We start from the raw sequence: 22,959 nt of genomic DNA, 5'->3' as shown, positions 1-22,959 counted from the left end.
TCTTGTCCTGCTTGCTTTCCTGTTCCTATTTACAGGTCGACCACCGGCAGAAGGCCTGGCCATCGCTCACGTCCGAACGATCCCACCGTCCTTGTCAAAGCGGTGCAGGCGCGCCGGATCCGGCGAAAGCCACACGTGATCGCCGGCTTTCAGATCGAACTCTCCGATGCCGCGCGCCGTGAGCATTCCGAGCTTCCCGGCGTCGACATAGAGGAAGGTGTCGCTGCCCAGGTGCTCGGCGACCGATACCGTCCCGGGCCAGCCTTCTGCGTCCTTGCCGATTTTCAGGTGCTCGGGCCTGATGCCGATGGTGGCAGCGCCGTGCCGGCCCGCTTCCTCTCCGGACACGAAGTTCATCTTCGGCGAACCGATGAAGCCGGCCACGAAAAGGTTAGCCGGCCGTTCATACAATTCGAGCGGCGTGCCATATTGTTCGATCTGGCCGGCGTTGAGCACCACGATCTTGTCGGCCATCGTCATGGCTTCGACCTGATCGTGCGTGACGTAGACCGCCGTGGTCCCGAGCTGTTTTTGCAGCTTGGTGACTTCCAGACGCATCTGGACGCGGAGTGCGGCATCGAGATTCGACAAGGGCTCGTCGAACAGAAATGCCTTCGGCTCGCGCACGATAGCCCGGCCGATCGCGACGCGCTGTCGCTGTCCGCCTGAAAGTTCGCGTGGTTTTCGGTCGAGATAGGGCGTGAGGTTCAGCGTGGCGGCGGCGGCTTCCACCTTGCGGTCGATCTCCGGGCGCGGCAGGCCCGCCATCTTCAGGCCGAACGCGATGTTGCCGCGAACGCTCATGTGCGGATAGAGCGCATATGACTGGAACACCATCGACAGACCGCGCTTGGCTGGCGGCACGTCCACCACGTTGTGGCCGTCGATCAGGATTTGGCCGCCGGTGACGTCCTCAAGTCCGGCGATCAGGCGCAGCAGCGTGGTCTTGCCGCAACCCGAAGGCCCCACGAAAACAACGAAGGATCCGTTCTCGATATCCAGATTCGCATTCTTGATGATGTTGACCGGCCCGAACGACTTGCGGACTCTCTGCAGCGTGATCTGGCCCATGATATCTAGCCCTTTCCGTGACCTACTTGACGGCGCCGAACGTCAGCCCGCGGACCAGCTGCCGCTGGCTGAACCATCCGAGTATGATGATCGGGGCAATCGCGAGCGTCGACGCAGCCGACAGCCTCGCCCAGAACAGGCCCTCGGGACTTGAATAGGATGCGATAAACACCGTGAGCGGCGCTGCGTCCGATGTCGAAAGGTTCAGCGTCCAGAATGCCTCGTTCCAGGCCAGAATGAGGTTGAGAAGAAGCGTCGAGGCAAGGCCGGGAATGGCCATCGGCGTCAGCACATAGACGAGTTCGCGCCCGATGGTCGCCCCGTCCATCCGCGCCGCCTCGAGGATATCCTTCGGGATTTCCTTGAAATAAGTGAAGAGCATCCAGATCACGATCGGCAAATTGCCGAGGCACAGGATCAGGATGAGACCGGCGCGCGTGTCGAGCAGCCCGAAATCCCGGTAGATCAGATAAATCGGAACAAGCACGCCGACGGGCGGCATCATCTTGGTCGAGAGCATCCAGAGAAGCATATCCTTGGTCCGCTTGGTCGGCGCAAACGCCATCGACCAGGCCGCCGGAACAGCGATGAGCATGGCGATCAGCGTCGATCCGCCCGCAATGATGATCGAATTGAGCGCGTGATGAACGTAGTCGCTGCGGCCCTGCACCGTCGCATAGTTCTCGGTGGTCCAGTGGAAAAACAGGAACGTGGGCGGCATGGCGAACGCCTCAAGCTCAGTCTTGAAGCTCGTCAGGAACATCCACAGGATCGGCAGAAAAATCAAAAATCCGAAGAACCACGCCGCGACGGTCGATACCCACACGCGTTCTGAAGTTACCTTGCGTGCCATCGCTTACGCCTCCAGATTCCGTCCGATGATCCGCACCAGGAAGAAGGCCACGATATTGGCGATCACGACCGCGACCAGTCCGCCGGCGGAAGCGTTTCCGACGTCGAACTGGATCAGCGCCTGCGAGTAGATCAGGAACGCGATATTGGTGGTCTGCAGGCCCGGGCCGCCGCCGGTCGTCACGAAGATCTCGGCGAACACGGTCAGCAGGAATATCGTTTCAATCAGGATGACCACCGTGATCGGCCGCGCGAGGTGCGGCAGCGTGAGGTAGATGAACGTCGAAAGGGCGCTCGCGCCGTCCATCTCGGCTGCTTCCTTCTGCTCCTCGTCCTGGGATTGCAGCGCCGTGAGCAGGATGAGCGTGGCAAAGGGCAGCCATTGCCAGGCGACGATCAGGATCACCGCCAGCAACGGCGCATCGTTGAACCAATCGATCGGCGTCGCGCCAAATAACCTCGCGACCCAGGCAAACAGCCCCGACACCGGATGCATGAGGAGGTTTTTCCAGACCAGGGCGCTGACGGTCGGCATCACGAAAAACGGCGCTATCACCATCAACCGGACGATGCTGCGCCCGATCACCGGCTGGTCGAGAAGCAGCGCCAGCGGGGTGCCGAGAAGGATCGTCATCGCCAGGACCGAACCGACCAGCACCAGCGTGTTCCGCAGCGACGTCAGAAAGGCGGGATCGGTCAGAAAATATCGAAAATTCTCCAGCCCGACGAAGCTCTCCGTGTCCGGGTCCAGCAGGCTGTAATGAAGCGTTGAAAAGTAGATCGTCATCGCCAGCGGGACGATCATCCAGATGAACAACAATGCGACAGCGGGCGTCAGCAGGGCCCGTCCGAGAACCTGCGTTTGCTGAGTTGCCATCGCCGCCGCCTCCTGTATCCGGAGAAACTCGATGAGGGCCGCCGTCCGGTCGGTGTCAGCTTGGACGGCAGCCAGTTTTTGCGGTGCGTCGGAAGGAATCGCCGCAGGGATCGACGCAATCGCTCTACTTGATGTAACCGGCGCGCTTCATTTCACGCTCCGTCGCCGACTGCGCGGCTGCGAGCGCGGCATCGACGGTCGATGCCCCCGATAGTGCCGCCGAAAATTGCTGGCCGACGGTGGTGCCGATGCCCTGGAATTCCGGGATCGCGGCATATTGCACCCCGACGTAAGGCACCGGCTGCACGGTCGGCTTGTTCGGATCGGCCGCGTCGATCGAGGCCAGCGTCAGCTTCGCGAACGGAGCGACCTTCAAATACTCTGGATTCTGATAGAGCGAAGTCCGCGTGCCTGGCGGCACGTTGGCCCACCCCTCTCTCGCGGCGACGAGCTTGATGTAATCCTTGCTGGTTGCCCAGGCGATGAATTTCTCCGCGGCGGCGACCTTTTTAGAGCCTGCCGGAATCGCAAGATTCCACGCCCAGAGCCAGTTGGCGTTCTTGCCCAATCCCGCATTCGGCGCCAGCGCGAAGCCGACCTTGTCGGCAACGTTCGAATCCGTCGGATTGGTCACAAAGGACGCCGCAACCGTGGCGTCGATCCAGATCGCGCATTTGCCGGCGTCGAACAGCGCCAAGTTTTCATTGAAGCCGTTCGAGCTTGCCCCGGGAGGGCCGGCAGCCTTCATCAGATCGACATAGGTCGACAGGGTCTTCTTCCATTCCGGCTTGTCGAATTGCGGCTGCCATTTCTCGTCGAACCAGCGCGCGCCGAAGGAATTCGACATTGCCGTCAGCAACGCCATGTTTTCACCCCAGCCCGCTTTGCCCCGCAGACAGATGCCGTAGACGCCGGCCGTTTTGTCGGTGAGCTTCTTCGCCGCATCGACCACGAAATCCCAGGTCGGCTTTTCAGGCATCGTCAATCCGGCCTTCTGGAAAAGGTCGGTGCGATACATGACCATCGAACTCTCGCCATAGAACGGCGCGGCGTACAGTTTGCCCGACACCGACACCGCATCGCGGATTTTGGGAAGCAGATCGGCCGCGTCATAGTCGGCGCCGAGATTGTCGAGCGGAATGAGCCAGTTCTTCTTCGCCCAGATCGGGATCTCGTACGTACCAATGGTCAGCACGTCGAACTGACCGCCCTTGGTCGCGATATCGGTGGTGACGCGCTGGCGCAGGACGTTCTCTTCGAGCGTCACCCATTTCACGGTCACGTCGGGATTCTTGGCGGTAAAGTCGTTCGTCAACGCCTGCATGCGGATCATGTCGCCGTTGTTCACGGTGGCGATCGTCAGCGTCGTCTGTGCAATCGAGGGGGCTGAGCCTAACAGGGTAACCGCGCCCAGCAGGGCGCCGAGGACGTGTTTCACGGTAACCTCCCTATGTTGCGTTTGAGCATATGCCCACGCATTGCAATTATGTTCACACCGCGAAATAAGCTTGTCAAGGACAAGATGAGCTGATCGGCCCCAGTTTGGGGCGAGCGGCCGACGACGTTACGACTACTGCCGGTTCCTTGCGATGGCCGAGGCCTACGGCGTGGTTACTTCGCTACTGCTTCAGGATGGCGCTTGCCGTCGCCTCGTCAGTGATCAACCCGTTGATCAGGCGCCCCTTCAGCGCCGCCCTGATCGCCGAAACCTTGGCAGGGCCGACGGCGGCTCCGATGGTGAGGGCCTCCGCGGGGACCTGCGGTGGGATGCTGGTCAGGCGATCGTTGGTCCCGCCGCTGATGATGCGGCCGTCGGCGTCGAACGCCCAACCGGTCAGTTCGCCGACCGCGCCCAGCCGCATCATTTCGAGCAGTTCCTCGCGCGAGACGAAGCCATCAACATGGACTTGTGCGAGCTGATCCATCTGCCCGATCCCGACAAGCCGCAAGTCGGCCCTGGCTGCGACGGCCCTCACCTTGGCAATAGGATCAATCTTGAGCATCTGGTCGCGTTCGCCAGCAGTCGACATCAGAAACGGCAACGGCATCGGATAGTGGCGCGCCTTGGTCCGATCGGCGAGCCGTCCGACAGTATCGAAGGAGCTCGCCGAACCGTCAGCCGAGATATTTCCGACCAGCGACACGATCTGGTGAGTGGGACAGTCGATCGGCGAGACGCGCTCGACCGCGGCTCGCACCGCTCGCCCGGTGCCCAGGGCCACGATCGTGGGCTTCTCGGTGCGCAACATCGATTCCAGGACATTCGCGGCGCGCTCGGCGATTCCGGCGGCCGCGAGTGGCGCGGCGGGATCGGCTGGCACCACCTCGCAGTAGACCAGATGAAACAAGTCCTTCAAACGCGCGGCCAACTCCATGCACGCCGCAATCGGGTGCTCCAGCCGGAAGGTGATCAGGCGCTCGGCGAGGCACAGGGAAACCAGACGCTGGGCCGAGGCGCGCGAAATCTGGAGCATCCTGGCGATTTCATCCTGGGTATGACCGGCGATAAAATAGAGCCAGCCGGCGCGCGCGGCTTCGTCCAGGCGCGATTTCTCGTTGTCGGATGCTGCCATCAAATTCTACCGATCCGTTGGCCAAAAGTCCGTCATTCGCCCGAAAACGCGATCGGCGCCCGCGTCACAGAGGATGGCTTTGCCGTCACGCGATTGATAGTGGCTGCCTCCGACAAATCCCCAGACCGTCATGCCTGCCGCCTTGCCTGCCAGTACGCCACTGATGCTGTCCTCGATCACGAGCGTGCGGCGCGGATCGGCTTGCATCCTTTCGGCTGCGTAAAGGAAGAGATCGGGCGCCGGTTTGCCGCGTTCCACCATCTGCGCGGTATAGAGCCGACTGTCGAAATGCGGCGCGAGACCGGTCAAGGAAAGGGAAAAGGATACCCGGTCGAAATCGCTGGACGAGGCAACGCAGTGCGGGATCTGCAATCCCTCCAGTACCGCACTCACGCCTTCAATCGGGCAGAGCGCGGAAAGGAACGCGGCACGCACCCCCGCGCTCAGTTCGGCCGAGAACTGCTTCGGGATCGGGCGCCCCAGCGCTTCGTAGTGATCGAGGACCGCCGTCGTGCTTCGCCCAAGGAACAGCTCGAGCGCCTGATCCAGACCAAGGTCGATGCCGTAGCCTGCCAAAACCTCCGAAAGGCAACGGCAACTCAGTACCTCGCTGTCGATCAACACGCCATCGCAGTCGAAAATGATGAGATCGGGATGGGTCATCGCATTCGGTCCGCCTATAGAATAAGAACATATACTCTCCAAATGAGCAATAACCCAAGGAAGCGGTATAATATGCTGCGGGCATGGTGAACGGCCCGATGTTGCTCTGCGTCCGCGCCCTGCAGCGGGTTCTTTCGAAGGAGCAGTGCGAGCCCAGACCTGTCGGGATACGGAGTTTCCGGGAAGAGGCGATGCCGCGACTTGCGTGACGGCCCTCAAGAGGCCTCGACGGTGTTCAGTGCAGGAATTCCTGGCCGAGGACCAGACGGTCTCACTGGTCTATTTGACTTCCGGCGCCGGCGACGCCGCCGCAAATGCGCGCTGGAATGCGGCGAGATCGGCGCTCGGCAAGTCCGAAACCGCAATGTAGGTGAACTCGCCATCGCTCCAGCTCAGGACGTTGTAGCCCGCGATCGCCTGATCGGAGACGGGTTGACCTGATGGCAGCGTCGTCAGGCTAACGGTATGCGCGGCATGCTTGTAGACGATCGTTGCCACCGGATCGTGGCCGATCACATCGACGCGGCCGCCCACCAGCACAAAGCCTTGCGCCGCGAGGTCCGGCACCTGCGGCGATTCCGGCAGGCGCGATGTGAACCATGGTTTCACCGTATGACGGTCGGAAGACGCAATGTCGAACGGCTGCGGCGCCATCAAGCCCCGGATATGACCAGCGACGACTTCGCGAGCAACATTCTCGTGCAGATCGTAGCGCTCGATCGTCAGCATCACGGTGCTTGCGATCACCGCGCCCAACACCGCTGCGGCGGCCAGCGCCTGAAGCGACCAACTGCGTTGACGCAGACGCCTCGCCTGAATCACACGCGCCGGCTCATCTGGCAGTCCCACCTGGGTCGACCGATCGGCATCCAATGCCGAGTTGATGCGGGCCTGCAGACCCGGCGGCAGTTCGTATTGCGGAAGCGAACGAACGGCGCGACGCAACGACAGCAACCGGTTATATCGGGACTTCAAGGATGCATCATCCGCCAGCCGGCGCTCGAACGCGATCGCGGAAGCCGGATCGAGCTCACCGTCGCAATAGGCGTTCATCTGCAGTTCGTCGTTTTCCCTGATCAATGCACTCATGATTTACTTTCGGTCTCCGAGAAGAGCGATCAGAAGTTGCCTGGCGCGGGACAGACGCGACATTACCGTGCCGATCGGGATGTTGGTGATCTCAGCGATATCGCGATAATTCAATTGATTGATCTCCCGCAGTACAATCACCTCGCGAAGCTGCGCCGGCAGCTGCGCCATGGCGCGCTGAACGTCTTCGGCATCGGCTTTGAAAAGAGCGATCTCCTCCGGTGTCTCGATCCTCGTCGCCTGCAGGCCGCCATGCTCGAGTTCCTGCTGCTCAGCGGCGCTTAGATCGTCGGTAAAAACCACCGCCTTTGGCCGGTTCTTCATCAGCCAGCTGTAGGCGGTATTGCGCACGATGGTCAGGGACCACGCGCGAGCGTTGACGGCACCGAATCTCTTGATGCCGCGAAACGCGCGCAACGCGGCGTCCTGCACAACGTCTTCGGCGTCGGAGGCATTGCCGGTGAGCCATTGCGCAAGACGATAGGCTTCGGCCATGTGCGGCAGAAAGACTTCATCGAACACTGCGCGCTCGTCCTTGTTCTGCACAATCGGGACCGACGCCTGCTGCTGGCCAGAAAAACGATCTGAGCCTTCCGGCCGTTCTCTTAGCACAGCCGGGTCAAGTTCGGCACGCCGGAAATTCGACCGGCCTGCCGATGAGGGTGTCGTCATATTTGGCACACAAGCACCGTCATGCCGTCACTGGACGATGACTTTTCCGACCATATGCGGATGCAGGCCACAGAAATAGTCGAAGCTGCCGGCGGTTGTGAACGTAAAGGAATAAGAATCATCGGTATCGAGCGCCTTCGACCGGAAGGTCGTACTCTTCTCGACCACCGTGTGCGGAATGTCGTCGTGATTGACCCACTTCACCGTCGTTCCCACGGCGACCGTCAGGTCCTTGGGCGAGAAGGTGAAGTTGTCGATGGTGACAACGTTGGTGGGGTCCTGCGCCGCTACCGCGGCAAATGCCAGCATCGCACCGGCGACCGGCCCCAGGAGGATTGCAACGACCAGGGCGCGGCCAATGGCAAGCCGGCCCGCGGTGAAGCGGAGATGGCGGATCAGACTTTGCATATTCAATCCTCAGGTTTAGCCGGCCAGCGTCTTGTCGATGATCGCGAGCGGCTTGTTACCCTGCGCCACCGTGACGCTGGACAACCCGAGCATGGTGCGAAGCTTGTCGGCGGGCACAAGCATCGGGCCTGGCGAGGGCGCGCTGCCTGGCGCCGGTTGAGGGAAAGCCGTCGACAGAGCGGTGTGGAAGGTCATGTTGCCTTCGACCTTCTGGGCCAGCTGATGAATGTGTCCGTTCAGCACGGTGACCGAACCAAAGCGCTTGAGCAGGTTAAGCGCCTGCGTGCCGTCCTCGGTACCCCAACCCCATTCCCGGTAGATCACCTGCAGCGGGATATGTGCGAACACCACGATCGGCGTGCTGCTGGATTTGTCCTTCAGGTCGGCCTCCAGCCATGCGAGCTGCTCGGCGCCGAGGTTGCCGAGACCGCCGCCCTTGAGATCGACGACATTGACGAGACCGATGAAGTGGATGCCGTGATCGTCGTAGCTGTACCAGCCTGCCCCCTTGGAGCCCTTGCCGTAGCGCTCCAGATAGGCCTTGCCGCGTTCTTCATCGATAAGATCGTGTTCCCCCGGCACATAGTGAATTTGCACACCGGTCTCACCGAACACCTTGTCGGCATTGTCGAATTCGGCAGGCTTGGAAAGATGGGTGATGTCGCCGGTGTGAATGATGAAGGACGGCTTGATCGGCATCGCCTTTACCTTGGCGACGGCTTCGCGCAGCGTGCCCAGCGCATCCGGGTTCGCCGCCTTGTCGAAGCCGATATGGCTGTCGCTCATCTGCAGAAAGGTGAAGCCGGTGGGTTCCGCGGCGAGCGCATCGCCGATCAATCCCACCGAATGGGGGACACCGCCGCTGACCGCCCACAACACGCCGGTACCGGCCCAGACCATGCACTCCAGCACTTCCCGGCGGCCCAATCCCTGTCCACGATCCTCAAAGACTTTTTTGCCCATGTCACATCTCCTGCGGGAGCCCAACGGCTCCAACCGGCGCCGAATTGCGCCGCTAAACAGGAGACTCGGTCGTCTCGGGCTTTATTCACAAAAAATTCAGGATTCCTCCCTTCGTGGAATTCCCGCTGCAATCGCAACCGGTTAAACGCCTGGCTCGCCGGGTTATGACGACGACGGCTCAAACTTCGATCACGCGCTCAATATGGACACGACGGCAATCCATCTCATATTCCAGATCGACCACGGGCGGACGATTGAAGTGCCAGGTCAGACCCGGGCGCAGCACGCCGCGCTTGCCGAGTTCGCGCTCCAAAAACGGAAACACGTCGCGAATCGTGTAGAGCTGCACCGCGGTGGTCTGGCGCCAGTCGCCGGCGAACGCGCTCATGCGCCGCTCCATCTCGTCGAGCACCCATTTCGCCTTCTCCAGCATCGCTTCCGGGCTGGTGTCACCGAGGCGAACCGTATAGTCGCGATAGTTGGCTTTGCCCTCGACCGACTCGCCGCTGCCGGCAATAACGAACGACGCCGGCGCGTTCGGCGCGGCGGTCGTAAAACAGAAGGCGTGAAAGCCCGGCTCCGGGGGCGGATCGAGCTTCGGACAGACATTGCTTCGTGCGACCGGATTGACCCCGTTCTTCATCACCCCCCATTCGATCAACGTCTTGATATAGACTTCGTTGAAGGCCCTAAAACCTTCTTCGGTGAACGGCGCGGGCGAGCGAAGTTCGCAGGCGCCGAACGCCGCCAGGGGCCGGCCGGCAGCCTTGATGATCTCTGCAATTTTTTCAAAGCCCCGCTTGAGCGGAACCACGTTCGAGAAACGCACGCGCTCGATGGTGAAGCCGGGAAGCGCACCAATGCCGCACGAATACTGGCTGACGCCCGGTATGAATCGGTATCCGCTGTTGTCAGCCTCGATGGTCTCGATCATAGGAATCTCCTTCAACTTGCAGTGAAGCGTTTGCGCGGTTAATCTTGGAGGACACCGAGATACGCGTCGCGAATGATGGGATCGGCCAGCAATTCCTGGCCGAGCCCGGAGCGCACGATGCGGCCCATGTCCATGACGTAGGCCGAATGGCAAAGATCGAGCGCGGTCGTGACGTCCTGCTCGACCAGCAAAATCGACATCCCCTGGGCATTCAACGCCCGCAATGCCGCGACCAGTTGTTCGACCAGCAGCGGCGATAACCCAAGCGACAATTCGTCGATCATCAGAAGCCGCGGCGCGCTCATCAGGCCGCGGCCGATGGCACACATCTGCTGCTCGCCGCCGGACAGCGTCGCAGCCGCCTGATTGCGGCGCTCGCGCAATTTCGGGAATGTGGCGTAGACGGAATCGAGGTTTCGGCCGAGTTCGCCGCGGCTTACCTTTCTCGAATAGGCCCCCATCAGAAGATTGTCCTCAACGCTCATCGCGCCGAACAGCCGTCGTCCCTCCGGGACGTGGACGATGCCATGGCCAAGAATTTCAGCTGATGTATCCCCGGTGAGATCCCTGCCTTCGGAAGAATAATAGCCGCCCTGGATCGGAATGAGGCCCGACAGTGCGCGCATCAAGGTGGTCTTGCCCGCGCCGTTTGAACCGATCAGTGCGGTGATCTCGCCCCGCCGCAGGGCCATGTCGATGCCCCACAGCACCTGGATCTCGCCATAGCCGGCGCGCAGACCCTGCAGTTCGAGGATCAGGGAGCTAGCCACGACCGGCACTCCTTTGCGCATATTGCTGCCCGAGATAGGCCTCGACCACCGCGGGATTTTTGATGACATCGCGCGGCTGACCGTCGGCGATCAATTGCCCGTCGTGCAGCACGGCGATGCGGGTGCAGACGTTGAGCACGACTTTCATGAGATGTTCTATCATCACGATGGTGATGCCGTCTGCCGCCAGTTGATGAATGAGTTTCGTCGCCCGCTCCACCTCGGCGCTGTTCAGTCCGGCATTGACCTCGTCAAGGAACAGCAGCTTCGGCTTCATCGCCAGCGCCTTGGCCAGTTCCAGCCGCTTGCGCATCGCCAGCGTCAGCGTCGCCGCCGATTGCCCGGCCTGGGCATCCAGCCCCACGAATGCGAGATGCGCGCGAGCTTCCTCGCGTGCGGACTTCACGCTCTCACCTCGCTGCGAGAACAGCGCCGCAGCCGCGACATTGTCGAGCGCGGTGAATTCGGCGAATGGCTGCACGATCTGGAATGTGCGCGACAACCCGAGCCGCGCCGCCTGATAGGTCTTGATCGCCGTGATGTCCTTTCCCATGAAGGTGACGCGGCCGGAGCTGGCAGGCGTCACGCCACAGACAGTATTGACCAGCGTGGTCTTGCCGGCGCCGTTCGGGCCGATCAGTCCCAGCACCTCACCTTTGTTGATGCAAAGCGTCACGTCGCGAAGCGCCTGCAAACCGCTGAAGCGCTTGGATACGGCGTCGAGGCGAAGGATCTCAGACATGCTTCGCCTTCCGCCACAACATGCTCCAGCGCAGCGAAATCAGGCCGCGGGGCAGGAACAACAACAGCATGACGATCAACACGCCGAGCACGCCGCTGTGGATCTGGATGTAGTTGCGCCAGACCACCTCCTCGAGCCCGAGATAAAGAAAGGCGCCGCTGACCACGCCGAGCGGCGATCCAAGCCCGCCCATCAGCGCCATCACGATGGGCTTTACCGAGTAGAGAATGTCGAACACGTCGGAGGGATCGATGTAATGGACCCAGGCGGCATAGAGGCCGCCGGCGGCGCCGACGAAGCAGGCCGACAGGCCGAACGCGACGCTCTTGTAGAGCGTGGAGTTCAGGCCGACCATGTCGGAGGCGGTCTCGTTCTGCCGGATGCAGGCAAGCCCGAATCCGAGCCTCGACATCGAAACGGCGATCACCATCAGCGCGGTCGCCAGCAGCAATCCCCACATCGCATAGAAGAAGAAGGTGGCGTCTGCCAGAATACCTGAACCGGAGGCCAGCGGGATGTTCAGGCCCATGCCCCCGCCGGTGAGATCGGTGGCGTTGTTGACGAGTTCGCGCAGCACTTCGACCAGCGAGAGGCTGGCGATCGCGAAGTAGTGGCCGCGCAACCGCAACAGCACGACGCCAAGCAGGCCCGCCAACAGGAACGACGCGGCCAGCGTCGCCATGATCGACAGCGTCAGCGACAATCCATCATTGAGCAGCACTCCGGTCGTATAGGCGCCGAACCCAAAAAACGCCGCGGTCGCGAACGACGGATAGCCGGCGAAGCCGCCGACGACATTCCAGGACAGCGCGAGGATGGCGTACATGCAGGCGATGGTGCCGAGCCGCAGAGCGTAAGGCCCGCCGAACAAGGGCAGCGCCGCGATGCAGCCGATGAGCAGCAAAAGCGCCAGATTGAGCCGGGTCATTCGAAACCCTTCCGGCCGAGCAGCCCCTGCGGTCTGACGATCAGGAACACGATCAACAGCACAAAGGAAAGCGTGGTCGCATGCGATGGTCCGATGGCTACCGAACCGACGCCCTCGACCAGCGCCAGCAGCAGGCCGCCGGCCAGTGCGCCCGAAACGCTGCCGAGACCGCCGAGCACGCAGACCACGAAGGCCTTGCCGAGAAACGTCGACGAGGTCAGCGGCGAGATCGGGAAAATCAGCGCCATCAACACACCGGCGCATCCCGCCAGCGCGGCACCGAGGCCGAACGCGATGGCGTAGATCGATTTGACATCGACGCCCATCAGCACCGCGGCGTCGCGATCGAGTCTGACGGCAACGATGGCGCGGCCGACCCGCGAGCGCCGCAGTACCAGATAAAGCACCCCGGTCAGCGCCAGTGCGGCTGCCGTGGCAATCAGCCGATCGACCGGGACCACCACGTCGAACAGCGAGATCGAACCAATCGGCGGGCTCAGAGTGAGCTTCCGGTAGTCCGCCTTGAAAAAATAGATCATCGCGTTGTTCAGGATCAGATCGAGCCCGAATGTCAGCGTCAGCGTCACCAGCACCGGCGCCGATATGACGCGATTGAGCAGCAGCCGCTGCAGCAGATAGCCGAGAATGAAAAACAACGGCGCCGCAACGACCAGCACGTACCAGGGCGGGATCGCCAGCGACTGATATATCCCCCAGGCAAGATAGGCGCCGAGAACGATGAACGATCCGTGGATCAGGTTGATGACATTCAGAACGCCCCACACCAGAGAGAAGCCGATCGCAATACACGCGTAAAGGCAGCCCAGCACCAGGGCGTTGATCAGGACCTGGGCTACCAGCACGCTCGACACCTGCTCGTGGTCGCGACGGTTTTCGTCAGTTTACCCCAAGCTTGAGCTCGCCCTGCTTGATGGCTTGCGGGAACAGCACAATCGGCTTGGCGCCCTGAATCTGGAACACCGGCGGCTCGAGCGAATTGATCTGGCCATTTGGCCCGAACTTCACCGGGCCGAAGAAGGTCACGATGTCCATCTTCGCCAACTCGTCGCGTACTTTTTCGCGATCCAGCGAACCGGCGCGCTCGATCGCGATCTGGAACAGCGCCCCGCAAAGAGCCGCTGACGCCTGCCCGTAGTCCGGCTCGCTCTTGTATTTGTCCTTGAACAATTTCACGAAATTGCTGGTCGACCCGAAAATGTCCTTGCCGGCATACTCTTCAGCGGGGTGCCACCACGAAGCGCTGGTAATGTTCTCCGCACTCTGCCCGGCGGATTCGATGAAATCCTGATAGGCCGGTCCGGCAATCATCGTCACCACGGGGGCCTTCATCTGCTGATCGACCATCTGCTTGCGCACCAGCAGGAGATCGTTGATGTAGCCGGTGACGAATATCCATTGCGGCGCCAGCGACTTCATTTGCGACAAGGTCGCCGAGTGATCGAGCGTGCCGATCGCATACTTCTCGAAATAGACCACCTCAAAGCCGTTCGCCTTGGCCGATTTCTCCATTTCCTGGGCGATCGCCAGCGGAAACAAATCGTTGCGCGCCAAAATCGCTACCTTTTTCACATCCGGGGCCTGCGATTTGATCATCTGGGTCAACGGCGTCGTCAGGGTGTCGTTCGGCGTAAATGTACCAAACAGGTATTTATAGCCCTGGTCGTAGACCTGCGATGAGGATGCCGCGGCGGCAATCGTAGGCACCTTGTATTTTTCCGAGACCGTGCTCGCCGCCTTCGCGGCGCCGGAGCCGAACGCCCCAAAGAGGAAGTTGATGTTGTCCTGGGTGATCATCTGCTCGGTGGTCTGTACCGCGCGCGGGGTGTTGGATTGGTAATCGGCATAGACCATCTCGACCTTGTACTTTTTGCCGCCGACCGAAATTCCGCCCGCCTTGTTGGCCTGCTCGGCCCAGAGGTCGTAGCCCTGTTGCTGCTTGATTCCCTCCGGCGCCAACGGTCCCGTCAGCGGCAGCGGCGCGCCGAAGCGCACGACGTCGTCAGCTACGGCCAATGATCCGGACGCGCCCCAGCAAACGACAGCGACCATCGCCGCTCCGGCGATCGTCGAGAAGCGCGCTAACTTTGAATACAACATTCGTAACTCCCATCATGGACCCTGGTCGCGGCCTTCTGAAGCATGGCAAATCCGAAGCGCGAATAAAAGCACGGAAATCAGCTGCCTGCTGCTTTATACCTGAGCAGTCCGCCAACGTGCCCCGCCGGCTGCGGTTGCATCATCGCACCGGGCGCCGAGGCGATCGAATTTTTCCGGGACGACCGTTCAGGTCCCGACGCGAAGCGGCGCACGCTGCTTGCGAAGGTACGCAATGACGGATAGCGCGGTGATGCGGCCCGTCTTCGGATTTTCCGACGGGATATTCTCGATCGACATCGAAAAGCGGGCGGAGTCGGATTCCACCTCGATCCGATGCATGTTGCGCGTCACCGTGGGATCGGCCCAAATCTCCAGCTTGGTCCGGTCGGGACCGATCCCGGCGAGCGACAGTGCGACGGCGACGTTCAGATTGGCCGGAAATCCTCTGGCCGCCTCCCGGGCGGTACCGTCGAATATCCTGAGCGGTTCGGTAATTCGCTCGATGTCGATGTTGTTTTCGGCGATATAAGGCGCGCCGGCTAGCCCCCCGACCGGCTTTCGCGTCACCATCCGGACCGAATGGATCGTGCCGGCCGCTGCCGCGGTCACGGCGTCGAGGCCGATCAGCGCACCGGTCGGCACCACGATCTGACCGCCGTTTTGCCTGGCAAGCTCGATCAGGTCCTCGTTATCGAGAAGCGCGCCTGCGCTCAGAACGATCGCGGTTTTTCCGCTTGCTACAAAGGGAGCAACGATCGATCTCAGGAGCTTGCTGGGTGCGCACTCGATGACGATATCGGCGGCATCGCAGAGCGCTTCGATCGGCAAGACGGCCGGCGCTCTCGTTAAATTGCCGAGCCAGCTTTGGTGCTTGTCAGGGTTTTGCACCGAGACGGCCGCGAGGGTCAGTCCGTCTATTCCCCGGTCGAGCGCCTCCGCTACTTTCGTTCCGATGGACCCCAGCCCGGCAATTGCAACGCGCAATTCACTTGGTTGGCTCTTCACTAAATTTCCCATTGATGGCTTGCCGATCCTCTGTGACTGCGCCGTAACGGCTGCGGATTCCCTGAGGACCATATTAGCTGGTTCGGTCGCCGGCAAAGCCTCGTCGATCACGATGCGCCCTGCTTTTCGGGCTTGATCGGGTTCGTTTATTAAATTACAAAATCGATTGATTGTGAAGCTATTATCCATTGGATTGATTAATTGAGACGACTGACATCGGGTAGACCTGCCAATGGAGGCTGCTCGTGACCCTTTATCAACCAGCGAATTCGAAGCACCAAGAAGCATTCAATCGCCAAAGCTGTCCCCGTCATGTTGCCGTCTCCGATGGGGGATCGTGCTCGGGCCACTGTCGGCGCGCGACTCCAGGCGGAACGATTCCGGTACGGCGGCCGCACGCCCGCCGATGCCGTGGTTCGTACCCGGTGTCGTGGCCGCTGGCCGGGACCAACAGCCTCCTCGCGATTCCGGCTGAGTGTCGGTAGCCCTTGCGGCGATGGGCCTCGAGACCGACATGCGAAAATGACCGCGAAAGGCTTTCGTCCGGCCATGCTCGGGGCGCCGGCCTGCCTGTTCAATACCGGCTTCAGCCCGACGCTGATCAAACTGATGGGATGACAATCGATGACGCTGGAACAGCTTCGCATCTTCATCGCGGTTGCGGAAAAACAGCACATGACGCGGGCCGCCACCGAGTTGAACCTGACGCAATCGGCGACCAGTGCCGCCATCGCGGCGCTGGAATCGCGGTACGGTATCAAGCTGTTCGATCGTGTCGGCCGCGGCATTCAACTGACCCAGATCGGCCGCGATTTTCTCGGCGAAGCCCGCGGCGTGGTCGGCCGCGCCAAAGCGGCGGCGCAGGTTCTCAGCGATCTGGCCGGTCTCCAACGTGGCTCGTTGACGATCGCCGCCAGCCAGACGGTGGCAAACTATTGGCTGCCGCCCCGCGTCCAGGAATTTCAGGCGGCTTATCCCGACATCGATCTTCACATCATGATTGCCAACACCGAGCGGGTCGCCCAGGCCGTCCATGAAGGAAGCGCCGATGTAGGTCTGGTCGAGGGCGAGGTCGACGATCCATCGCTGGCGATACGCAAGATCGACGGCGACACGCTCGTCGTCGTGGTCGGCAAACACCACCGCTGGGCCACACATGCGCGTATCACCGCTGATGATTTCCGAACCACGGGCTGGGTTCTGCGCGAGCCGGGGTCCGGAACGCGATCGATCTTCGAGGCCGCGCTGCGGAAGTACGGCATCCGACTATCCGAGTTGCGCATCACGCTGGAGCTTCCCTCCAACGAGGCCATTCGCGCCGCCGTTGAAGCAGGTCAGTCGGCAACTGCTATTTCAAATCTCGTCGTAGCCCACTCGGTCGCGGCCAAAACGCTCCACCACGTCAAGATCGATCTGCCGAAACGCGCGTTCTTCGCCTTGAGGCACAAGGAACGCTACGCCAGCCAGGTGGAAAAGGCGTTTTTCGGGAAACTTGGGGTTCGGTAACCCAAGATCGTCCCGCAATCCCTTCGGTCAGCATCAGTCCGGTCGCTCGGTGGATGGGCTTCGCCCCTTGCTCAAACGCTATTGATGCAAGTAGTTTCGCAGCGGACCTCGGGTGAAATCGATGCGTTTTTTGATAGCGGCTCTGGCGTTTCTATCGGCGGGCTCGGGTTGGGCCGCCGACGCGATCGTAAGGGACGGAGATACCTTGCAGGTCGCCGGCGTCACCTACCGGCTTGACGGCATCGATGCTCCTGAGTTTGACCAGATGTGCATTGACGAGCATGCGGATCTCTGGGCTTGCGGCGTGGAGGCGCGCGATCAGCTGGCAAAACTGATCGGCGGCCGGGAGGTCCATTGCAAGGATCTCGGGACGGACAAAACGTTCAGCCGATGGCACGTTGGAGTTTGCAGCGCCGCCGGCGAAACCGACAGTCTGAACAAGCTGCTGGTACGTCAAGGGTATGCGCTGGATGTCGAACCCACCGCCAACGGTCGTTTCAACGACGACGAGTCCAATGCCAAGAACAAAAGTCTGGGCCTGTGGCGGGGCTGTTTCGTGGCTCCGCAAGCGTTTCGGCACCGGGAAAACACGGCCCCTCTGTTGGGCGCATCCTGTAGAAGCGATAAAGACCGCGAGTTGCGCGCAGCCTTGTTTCCGGACGAACCCGCCATGCCGCCCGGGTGCGCCATCAAGGCGAAATTTGCGGTACGCGCACGTCTGACCGGCAAGGTGGGCATCTACCACATGCAGGGGTGCCGCAGTTACGCGCCTCTGACCAAGCCGGACCGATGGTTCTGCTCGGAAGAAGATGCGCAGGCTGCGGGTTTCCGCAGGGCTTATAATTGCCGGGCAAGTACTGCTCGAAAGTAACACCCGCACCGAAGTCGAGGACAGATGAATTTTAGCCTCGGCGGATGTCTACGCCGGCCCTCCCTGGCCAAGCCAGCAATCACGCATTGTCATCGATCAGCCCTGCGGCGATGAAGCCGGCCCGGTCAGTCTGCATTCCCCGTTCTCCGAAGCAAGCTCCCTTCTCGGCGCGAGAAATCATGGCGTCACGTCCACCGTGACGGACCGGGTCATCATTGCCGAGGACGAGAATTTCATGAAAACCAGCAAACATGCACAGGCAAGAAGCGGCGCGATGCTGCTGACCTGGAACAACTGACTGGGCGACATGCCTTGCGAAACCAATGCCCCGCCCATCAGCGGTCCGAGCAGGGACCCCGTTCGCCCGACCACTTGCGACCAGCCGACCCCGGTGCCCCGGATTGCAGTCGGATAGTAGTTGGTGATGAGCGCGTTGAGCGAAAGCTGAGCACCTATGATGAAGAAGCCGCCAAGAAAGATCGTGCCCATGATCGGCCAGAACGAGGTCCCAGCGAAGCCGATGGCGAACACGGCCGCGGCACCGACAAAATATGCGAAAATCAGGATGAACATAGGCGGCAGGATTTTCCGATCGATGAACTGCGTGCAGAACACGCTGCCGAAGATTCCCGACAGATTAAAGATGATCGTTCCCATCATCGCGTCCTGGAGAGGCAATCCAGCCTGGCGCAGCAACAATGGAATCCAGTTAATGAAGAGGTAGACGAGCATCAGACTCATGAAGAATGCGAGACAGAGAAACACACTGCCGATCGCGAGGCCGTCCCGAAATAGCGCCGATATTGATCCTCTGCCGAGGCGAGGTTCGTCGAGCACAAACGCGCTGCTATCGTCAAAGTGCCGGCCGGGGTTGAGCTTCCTGAGGACGGCTACCAGTTCGACACCCTTACCACGCGCCAAAATCAGGAATTTGATCGATTCCGGAAGCGCAAAAACAACGATGGCGACCAGGCATAGCGGAAGAATCCCGCCAAAGACGAATACCGACTTCCAGCCGAAGTGAGAGATCAGCGGCACACTAATCAATCCGCCGAGAACGGCCCCAAGCGAGAATCCGCACCAGGTAATTGCGACAAGTGTCGCGCGCCTTCGAGCCGGCGCATATTCCGAGACCAGCGCCATCACGTTGGGAATGACGCCGCCAAGCCCGATGCCGCAGAGAAATCGAAGAAGGGTGAAGGATTCGATCGAGGTCGCATAGGCGGAGCCGATGTTCAGCGCGCCGAACAAGATCATACAGAGCACCAGCGTACGCTTGCGGCCGAACCTGTCCGCCAGATATCCGAAACCGAACGCCCCCACCATGCTCCCCAGCAGCACCGCCGCGAATACCGGACCGAAGATACCGGGAGACAGTTTCCACTCAGATGCGATACTCGGCGCCACATAGGCGAGCGCCTGCGTATCGAAGCCGTCGCACATCATGATCAAAATGCATAATGTGAATATTATGTACTGAAAACGACTGATTTCACTGTCATTGATAACGGCGGCGACATCCACCTTGGTATGATCCGTCACGGCTCCCCCCATTTTACTTTTTTGGCTTGAGCGAATCTGCGTTCGTCAAGATGTCTTGTTAATCCAAGTCTTTCATTCCCAGCTTCTACGGCGTCCCCGCCCCTGCCAGCGATTTGAGCCGTCTCCGGCTCCGCCAAACGTCGGATGACTTCAGCACATCGTTTACGTTCAGCCTCACGAATGGTTTCCGCCGCACGGGTTGCCGGGAAAGGGCAACGCCCCTCCCGTTGATGGAACTGAGCCTTTGAACACCTTAGCCGAGAACAAACGCAACATTTGCGCGAAAGGCACCGAAACTGCACCTTTTTGCGCACGCATCGTGCGCAAAAGTGACCACCGATACACGACCCCTGTAGAAACGACGCAAAGCAATTCACAAATTCAGCTGATAGCCATGAGGGACCCAGCGGTAACCGCCATGCGCCGGCTCCACAAAACCAATGCCAGGAAACGGCATATGAAAACCAAGGACGAAGATCTCGTCGGTCGCAACCATGTCCAGAATGCGCTTGCGGGTTGCCGCCGCCATCTCCTTATCGTCATCGACGTCGAGATGGATGTCCGGTCTCTGCAGTGACACCACATAATGACCGCAGGTGTCGGCCCAGTTGAGCAGTCGCTTGCCTTCACTCTCGATCAAGTAAGCCATCATTCCCGGCGAATGACCCGCCGCGTCGACGGCCCGGATCCCGGGCACGACCTCGTCGCCCGCTTTGATGAAACTGGCTCGATCGGCAAACGGCACCGCGATCTTCATGAATAGCTCGCGATTGAATTTTCGTGCATCGCGCACGTTACCGCGCCTCCAGAAATCGAATTCAGCTGCCCCGAACACATACCGCGCATTGGGAAATACCGGTTCTCCGCCCGTCATCAGCCCGCCGATATGGTCGGGATGGCCGTGCGTAATTACGACCACGTCAACGTCCTGCGGTTCATAGCCCGCCTGGCGCACCCGCGCGACCAGAAGCCCCTCCGGGAGCCTACCTCGAAGCTGTTCGTGCTCGAGCTGCAACGCACCGTTACCGGTGTCGAACAGGACAAGCTCCTTACCGGTATTGACCAGGCTGGGAATGAACGGATGCTCGTAACGATGCGGGTCAATCCTGTTCGCACGCGCCAGCGCTCGCACTTCGGCGGATAACGCTTCGCCGCCATGGCTCGGGCTTAATCCCTCACGGATGATTTTGCTGTCCAGAATGCTTGCAACTTCGAAGCTGCCAAGTCGTAAGCGATAAATCGCCGGCTGCATCTCGCCTTGCATTGGAGCCGACATTCTCTTCCTCATTCGTTTTCAGCGATTTTAAGCTGGTTGAACAGGTCACAACTTCTTAATAACGAGCCTGTCGCTCGGCATCATGAATCTGGACCACTATCGTTTAACACGACCCTCAGCAACCCTGCTATCGCTCGCGTATGCCGGAAATCGGAGCTTGGAGACTGGTGGCAATTCGCAAAAGCCCGCTATTAGCGGGCCTTTATGCGAGTGTCAGGAGCAGTTGCTCTGCGCACCGGGCTGCCTGGCTCGAGCGAGAGAATTCCGACGCCCGCGGCCTGCCGAATGGCTACGCGAACATGTTCGGCCCAATTTCCCCGCCAATTTCAATGATCACATCGGCGGGAATGTTGTTTCTTCGTGCCGCGGCCCGAATAGCTTCAGGATTAGGCGCCTCATAGAGGCAATAGGTTTCTTTCTTGTCGGCGCTGAGGAAAGAGAAGGTCCACTGCACGCCTGGCTGATCATTGATCAAATTGACTTTTCAACCCCGTCCTTGGTGAGGTCGAGTTGTTCCGCAAACTCTCTTTCTACAACGTAGCGTGGCATGAGGAGACTCTGTTCTCACCGTGTTGACGCAAAGCACGAGCCAAACCTAATGCAAGGTCGGCTGCAATCTCTTCTTCAAGCGGCTCTACAACGCCACGATCGACAAACGGCCGCTGTTGATCGCACGCTGCGCCGATGTGGCGGATGTGATTGCCGCCGTAAATTTTGGCCGTGACAACAGGTTGGCCATCGCCATCCGCGGCGGCGGCCATAACGGACCCGGATTCGGCAGCGTTGATGATGGGCTGGTCATTGATCTGTCGATGATGAGGGGCGTGCGCGTCGATCCGGCGAAACGGACCGTGCGGGTGGGCGCCGGTTGCACGACCGGCGATGTTGACCACGCGACCCATGCCTTCGGTCTCGCTATCCCTTTTGGCGTCGTCTCGACAACAGGCGTTGCCGGCCTGACACTCAGCGGCGGCCACGGTTATCTTGGCCGTCAATACGGACTCGCCATCGACAATCTGATAGAGGCCGATGTGGTTCTGACGGACGGCACATTTGTTGTCGCGAACACGACGGACAGCCCCGATCTGCTCTGGGCGCTGCGCGGCGGCGGCGGCAATTTTGGCGTCGTCACCAGTTTCCTTTTCGAGGCGCACCCCGCGACCACGGTCTACGCCGGCCCGATCTTCTGGGAGTTGAAGGACGCTGCGCGGATCATGCGATGGTACCGGGACTTTCAGGCAAGTGCGCCGGACGAGTTCTATGCCTTCCTAGGGCTGCAGACGGTTCCGTCCGGCGATCCCTTCCCCAGGGAGCATTGGGGCAAAAAGATCTGCGTGCTGCTCGTCTCGCACAACGGGGTGGCAGCTGACGCCGAAAAGGCCGTCAACGCCGTCCGCGCGGCACTTCCTGAGCCGATCATCGATTTTGCGGGCCCGATCCCTTATTTGGCGCTGCAAGACATGTTCGACGGACTTTATCCGAAAGGCCTGCATTGGTACTGGAAGGGCGACTTCGTCAAGACGCTGCCCGACGCTGCGATCGACGTCCATATCGAGCAGGCTGCGAGGGTACCTAGTGACGCCTCTTTAATGCATCTCTATCCAATCGATGGTTCGGTCCATCGCAAGGCGGAAGGCGAAACGGCATGGAACTGCCGCGATGCCACCTGGTCGATGGTGATCGCCGGAATCGGCTCCGATCCGGGTCAGGCGCCGGCCTTGAAGCAATGGGCAAAGAACTATTGGGAGGCGATTCATCCGTTCGACCTCGGCGGCGCCTACCCGAACTTCATGAAGGATGACGAAGGCGAGGCACGCATCAAAGCGACCTACGGCGACAATTACCAGCGTCTCGGCAAGCTGAAAAAGAAATACGACCCGGGCAACCTGTTCCGGGTGAACCAGAACGTCCGCCCCATGGCCTGACCCCGAGCGATCTGCGCAGTATTTTGCGCGGAGCGCGCGGCTCCATCGGGCGGGCGGCTAAGTTACTCGACCTGAAATCACTGAAGAGCGTTCGCAATTGCGGGCGTCCCACCCGGGGTATGGCGGCGGAGCCAGAGCTATCGTCATCACCCGCGCTTCCCAAGAAGAGCGCGT

23 protein-coding genes are annotated in these 22,959 nt (G+C 60.6%); 3 read left to right on the top strand and 20 right to left on the bottom strand.

Annotated features, from left to right (window positions below; all coding sequences use genetic code 11):
* Nucleotides 1-66: 66 nt before the first annotated feature.
* The 17 genes from B5527_RS10420 to B5527_RS10340 form a co-directional block, all read right to left on the bottom strand.
* On the bottom strand, nt 67-1,071 hold the full coding sequence (locus B5527_RS10420) for an ABC transporter ATP-binding protein (RefSeq protein ID WP_079601209.1): 1,005 nt from the start codon (nt 1,069-1,071) through the stop codon (nt 67-69).
* Nucleotides 1,072-1,093: 22 nt separating this feature from the next.
* Nucleotides 1,094-1,924 (bottom strand): carbohydrate ABC transporter permease, encoded by an 831-nt coding sequence (locus B5527_RS10415; RefSeq protein WP_079601208.1) that lies wholly within the window; start codon nt 1,922-1,924, stop codon nt 1,094-1,096.
* Nucleotides 1,925-1,927: 3 nt separating this feature from the next.
* Nucleotides 1,928-2,800, bottom strand: coding sequence for a carbohydrate ABC transporter permease (locus tag B5527_RS10410; RefSeq protein ID WP_079601207.1), 873 nt, complete (start codon nt 2,798-2,800; stop codon nt 1,928-1,930).
* A gap of 124 nt (nt 2,801-2,924) precedes the next feature.
* Nucleotides 2,925-4,238 carry an ABC transporter substrate-binding protein gene (locus tag B5527_RS10405; RefSeq protein WP_079601206.1) on the bottom strand — a complete coding sequence of 438 codons (1,314 nt, stop codon included), beginning with the start codon at nt 4,236-4,238 and terminating at the stop codon, nt 2,925-2,927.
* Nucleotides 4,239-4,419: 181 nt separating this feature from the next.
* Nucleotides 4,420-5,373: a sugar-binding transcriptional regulator gene (locus tag B5527_RS10400; RefSeq protein WP_079601205.1), complete on the bottom strand. Its 954-nt coding sequence runs from the start codon at nt 5,371-5,373 to the stop codon at nt 4,420-4,422.
* A gap of 6 nt (nt 5,374-5,379) precedes the next feature.
* Complete coding sequence (locus B5527_RS10395) at nt 5,380-6,036, bottom strand: HAD family hydrolase (protein WP_079601204.1); 657 nt, start codon at nt 6,034-6,036, stop codon at nt 5,380-5,382.
* A 279-nt stretch (nt 6,037-6,315) separates the two neighbouring features.
* The gene (locus B5527_RS10390) at nt 6,316-7,125 is read right to left on the bottom strand and encodes an anti-sigma factor family protein (RefSeq protein ID WP_079601203.1); all 810 of its coding nucleotides are present in this window, start codon (nt 7,123-7,125) and stop codon (nt 6,316-6,318) included.
* A gap of 3 nt (nt 7,126-7,128) precedes the next feature.
* Nucleotides 7,129-7,647 carry a sigma-70 family RNA polymerase sigma factor gene (locus tag B5527_RS10385; protein WP_276329324.1) on the bottom strand — a complete coding sequence of 173 codons (519 nt, stop codon included), beginning with the start codon at nt 7,645-7,647 and terminating at the stop codon, nt 7,129-7,131.
* 177 nt (nt 7,648-7,824) lie between these two features.
* Entirely contained in the window at nt 7,825-8,106 is a 282-nt protein-coding gene (locus B5527_RS10380) for a cupredoxin domain-containing protein (RefSeq protein ID WP_154072853.1), read from the bottom strand.
* A gap of 114 nt (nt 8,107-8,220) precedes the next feature.
* On the bottom strand, nt 8,221-9,168 hold the full coding sequence (locus tag B5527_RS10375) for a metallophosphoesterase family protein (protein ID WP_079601200.1): 948 nt from the start codon (nt 9,166-9,168) through the stop codon (nt 8,221-8,223).
* Between the two features lie 178 nt (nt 9,169-9,346).
* A complete protein-coding gene (cnbZ, locus tag B5527_RS10370; protein WP_079601199.1) occupies nt 9,347-10,102 on the bottom strand; it encodes a 2-amino-5-chloromuconate deaminase CnbZ in 756 nt (251 codons plus the stop codon).
* 38 nt (nt 10,103-10,140) lie between these two features.
* Nucleotides 10,141-10,893 (bottom strand): ABC transporter ATP-binding protein, encoded by a 753-nt coding sequence (locus tag B5527_RS10365; RefSeq protein WP_079601198.1) that lies wholly within the window; start codon nt 10,891-10,893, stop codon nt 10,141-10,143.
* Nucleotides 10,865-11,614, bottom strand: a complete 750-nt coding sequence (locus B5527_RS10360) for an ABC transporter ATP-binding protein (RefSeq protein WP_079601197.1) — start codon at nt 11,612-11,614, stop codon at nt 10,865-10,867. Before B5527_RS10360 ends, B5527_RS10365 begins: the two co-directional genes overlap by 29 nt.
* Entirely contained in the window at nt 11,607-12,542 is a 936-nt protein-coding gene (locus tag B5527_RS10355) for a branched-chain amino acid ABC transporter permease (RefSeq protein WP_079601196.1), read from the bottom strand. The genes B5527_RS10360 and B5527_RS10355 overlap by 8 nt, the downstream gene beginning before the upstream one ends.
* Nucleotides 12,539-13,405 carry a branched-chain amino acid ABC transporter permease gene (locus B5527_RS10350; RefSeq protein WP_079607198.1) on the bottom strand — a complete coding sequence of 289 codons (867 nt, stop codon included), beginning with the start codon at nt 13,403-13,405 and terminating at the stop codon, nt 12,539-12,541. Before B5527_RS10350 ends, B5527_RS10355 begins: the two co-directional genes overlap by 4 nt.
* A gap of 34 nt (nt 13,406-13,439) precedes the next feature.
* Complete coding sequence (locus B5527_RS10345; RefSeq protein WP_154072852.1) at nt 13,440-14,612, bottom strand: ABC transporter substrate-binding protein; 1,173 nt, start codon at nt 14,610-14,612, stop codon at nt 13,440-13,442.
* A 234-nt stretch (nt 14,613-14,846) separates the two neighbouring features.
* On the bottom strand, nt 14,847-15,677 hold the full coding sequence (locus B5527_RS10340; protein ID WP_079601194.1) for an aspartate dehydrogenase: 831 nt from the start codon (nt 15,675-15,677) through the stop codon (nt 14,847-14,849).
* A 612-nt stretch (nt 15,678-16,289) separates the two neighbouring features.
* Here B5527_RS10340 and B5527_RS10335 point away from each other — a divergent pair.
* Together B5527_RS10335 and B5527_RS10330 are read left to right on the top strand one after the other, a co-directional pair.
* Nucleotides 16,290-17,171: a LysR family transcriptional regulator gene (locus B5527_RS10335; protein WP_079601193.1), complete on the top strand. Its 882-nt coding sequence runs from the start codon at nt 16,290-16,292 to the stop codon at nt 17,169-17,171.
* Between the two features lie 121 nt (nt 17,172-17,292).
* The gene (locus tag B5527_RS10330; protein ID WP_079607197.1) at nt 17,293-18,042 is read left to right on the top strand and encodes a thermonuclease family protein; all 750 of its coding nucleotides are present in this window, start codon (nt 17,293-17,295) and stop codon (nt 18,040-18,042) included.
* 177 nt (nt 18,043-18,219) lie between these two features.
* Here B5527_RS10330 and B5527_RS10325 read toward each other — a convergent pair whose 3' ends face one another.
* From B5527_RS10325 to B5527_RS10315, 3 genes are all read right to left on the bottom strand, one after another.
* Nucleotides 18,220-19,584 (bottom strand): MFS transporter, encoded by a 1,365-nt coding sequence (locus B5527_RS10325; RefSeq protein WP_172842534.1) that lies wholly within the window; start codon nt 19,582-19,584, stop codon nt 18,220-18,222.
* A gap of 373 nt (nt 19,585-19,957) precedes the next feature.
* On the bottom strand, nt 19,958-20,848 hold the full coding sequence (locus B5527_RS10320; protein ID WP_079601191.1) for an MBL fold metallo-hydrolase: 891 nt from the start codon (nt 20,846-20,848) through the stop codon (nt 19,958-19,960).
* Nucleotides 20,849-21,149: 301 nt separating this feature from the next.
* Nucleotides 21,150-21,335, bottom strand: coding sequence for a DUF4242 domain-containing protein (locus tag B5527_RS10315; RefSeq protein ID WP_245332570.1), 186 nt, complete (start codon nt 21,333-21,335; stop codon nt 21,150-21,152).
* Between the two features lie 211 nt (nt 21,336-21,546).
* Between B5527_RS10315 and B5527_RS10310 the strand changes: the two genes are divergently transcribed.
* Nucleotides 21,547-22,785 carry an FAD-binding oxidoreductase gene (locus B5527_RS10310; protein WP_425305094.1) on the top strand — a complete coding sequence of 413 codons (1,239 nt, stop codon included), beginning with the start codon at nt 21,547-21,549 and terminating at the stop codon, nt 22,783-22,785.
* Nucleotides 22,786-22,959 lie beyond the last annotated feature (174 nt).

It is taken from the genome of Bradyrhizobium erythrophlei (assembly GCF_900129425.1).
In the GTDB taxonomy this organism is placed as follows: Bacteria; Pseudomonadota; Alphaproteobacteria; order Rhizobiales; family Xanthobacteraceae; genus Bradyrhizobium; species Bradyrhizobium erythrophlei_C.
The sequence above is the reverse complement of the archived record's forward strand: the minus strand, read 5'-3'. Positions and strand labels throughout refer to the sequence as shown.

Coding starts and splice junctions, on each gene's coding strand:
- B5527_RS10420 (WP_079601209.1), bottom strand. CDS start 1,071: ATGGGCCAGATCACGCTGCAGAGAGTCCGCAAGTCGTTCGGGCCGGTC.
- B5527_RS10415 (WP_079601208.1), bottom strand. CDS start 1,924: ATGGCACGCAAGGTAACTTCAGAACGCGTGTGGGTATCGACCGTCGCG.
- B5527_RS10410 (WP_079601207.1), bottom strand. CDS start 2,800: ATGGCAACTCAGCAAACGCAGGTTCTCGGACGGGCCCTGCTGACGCCC.
- B5527_RS10400 (WP_079601205.1), bottom strand. CDS start 5,373: ATGGCAGCATCCGACAACGAGAAATCGCGCCTGGACGAAGCCGCGCGC.
- B5527_RS10395 (WP_079601204.1), bottom strand. CDS start 6,036: ATGACCCATCCCGATCTCATCATTTTCGACTGCGATGGCGTGTTGATC.
- B5527_RS10390 (WP_079601203.1), bottom strand. CDS start 7,125: ATGAGTGCATTGATCAGGGAAAACGACGAACTGCAGATGAACGCCTAT.
- B5527_RS10380 (WP_154072853.1), bottom strand. CDS start 8,106: ATGCTGGCATTTGCCGCGGTAGCGGCGCAGGACCCCACCAACGTTGTC.
- B5527_RS10375 (WP_079601200.1), bottom strand. CDS start 9,168: ATGGGCAAAAAAGTCTTTGAGGATCGTGGACAGGGATTGGGCCGCCGG.
- cnbZ (WP_079601199.1), bottom strand. CDS start 10,102: ATGATCGAGACCATCGAGGCTGACAACAGCGGATACCGATTCATACCG.
- B5527_RS10365 (WP_079601198.1), bottom strand. CDS start 10,893: ATGCGCAAAGGAGTGCCGGTCGTGGCTAGCTCCCTGATCCTCGAACTG.
- B5527_RS10360 (WP_079601197.1), bottom strand. CDS start 11,614: ATGTCTGAGATCCTTCGCCTCGACGCCGTATCCAAGCGCTTCAGCGGT.
- B5527_RS10355 (WP_079601196.1), bottom strand. CDS start 12,542: ATGACCCGGCTCAATCTGGCGCTTTTGCTGCTCATCGGCTGCATCGCG.
- B5527_RS10345 (WP_154072852.1), bottom strand. CDS start 14,612: ATGGTCGCTGTCGTTTGCTGGGGCGCGTCCGGATCATTGGCCGTAGCT.
- B5527_RS10340 (WP_079601194.1), bottom strand. CDS start 15,677: ATGGGAAATTTAGTGAAGAGCCAACCAAGTGAATTGCGCGTTGCAATT.
- B5527_RS10335 (WP_079601193.1), top strand. CDS start 16,290: ATGACGCTGGAACAGCTTCGCATCTTCATCGCGGTTGCGGAAAAACAG.
- B5527_RS10330 (WP_079607197.1), top strand. CDS start 17,293: ATGCGTTTTTTGATAGCGGCTCTGGCGTTTCTATCGGCGGGCTCGGGT.
- B5527_RS10320 (WP_079601191.1), bottom strand. CDS start 20,848: ATGCAAGGCGAGATGCAGCCGGCGATTTATCGCTTACGACTTGGCAGC.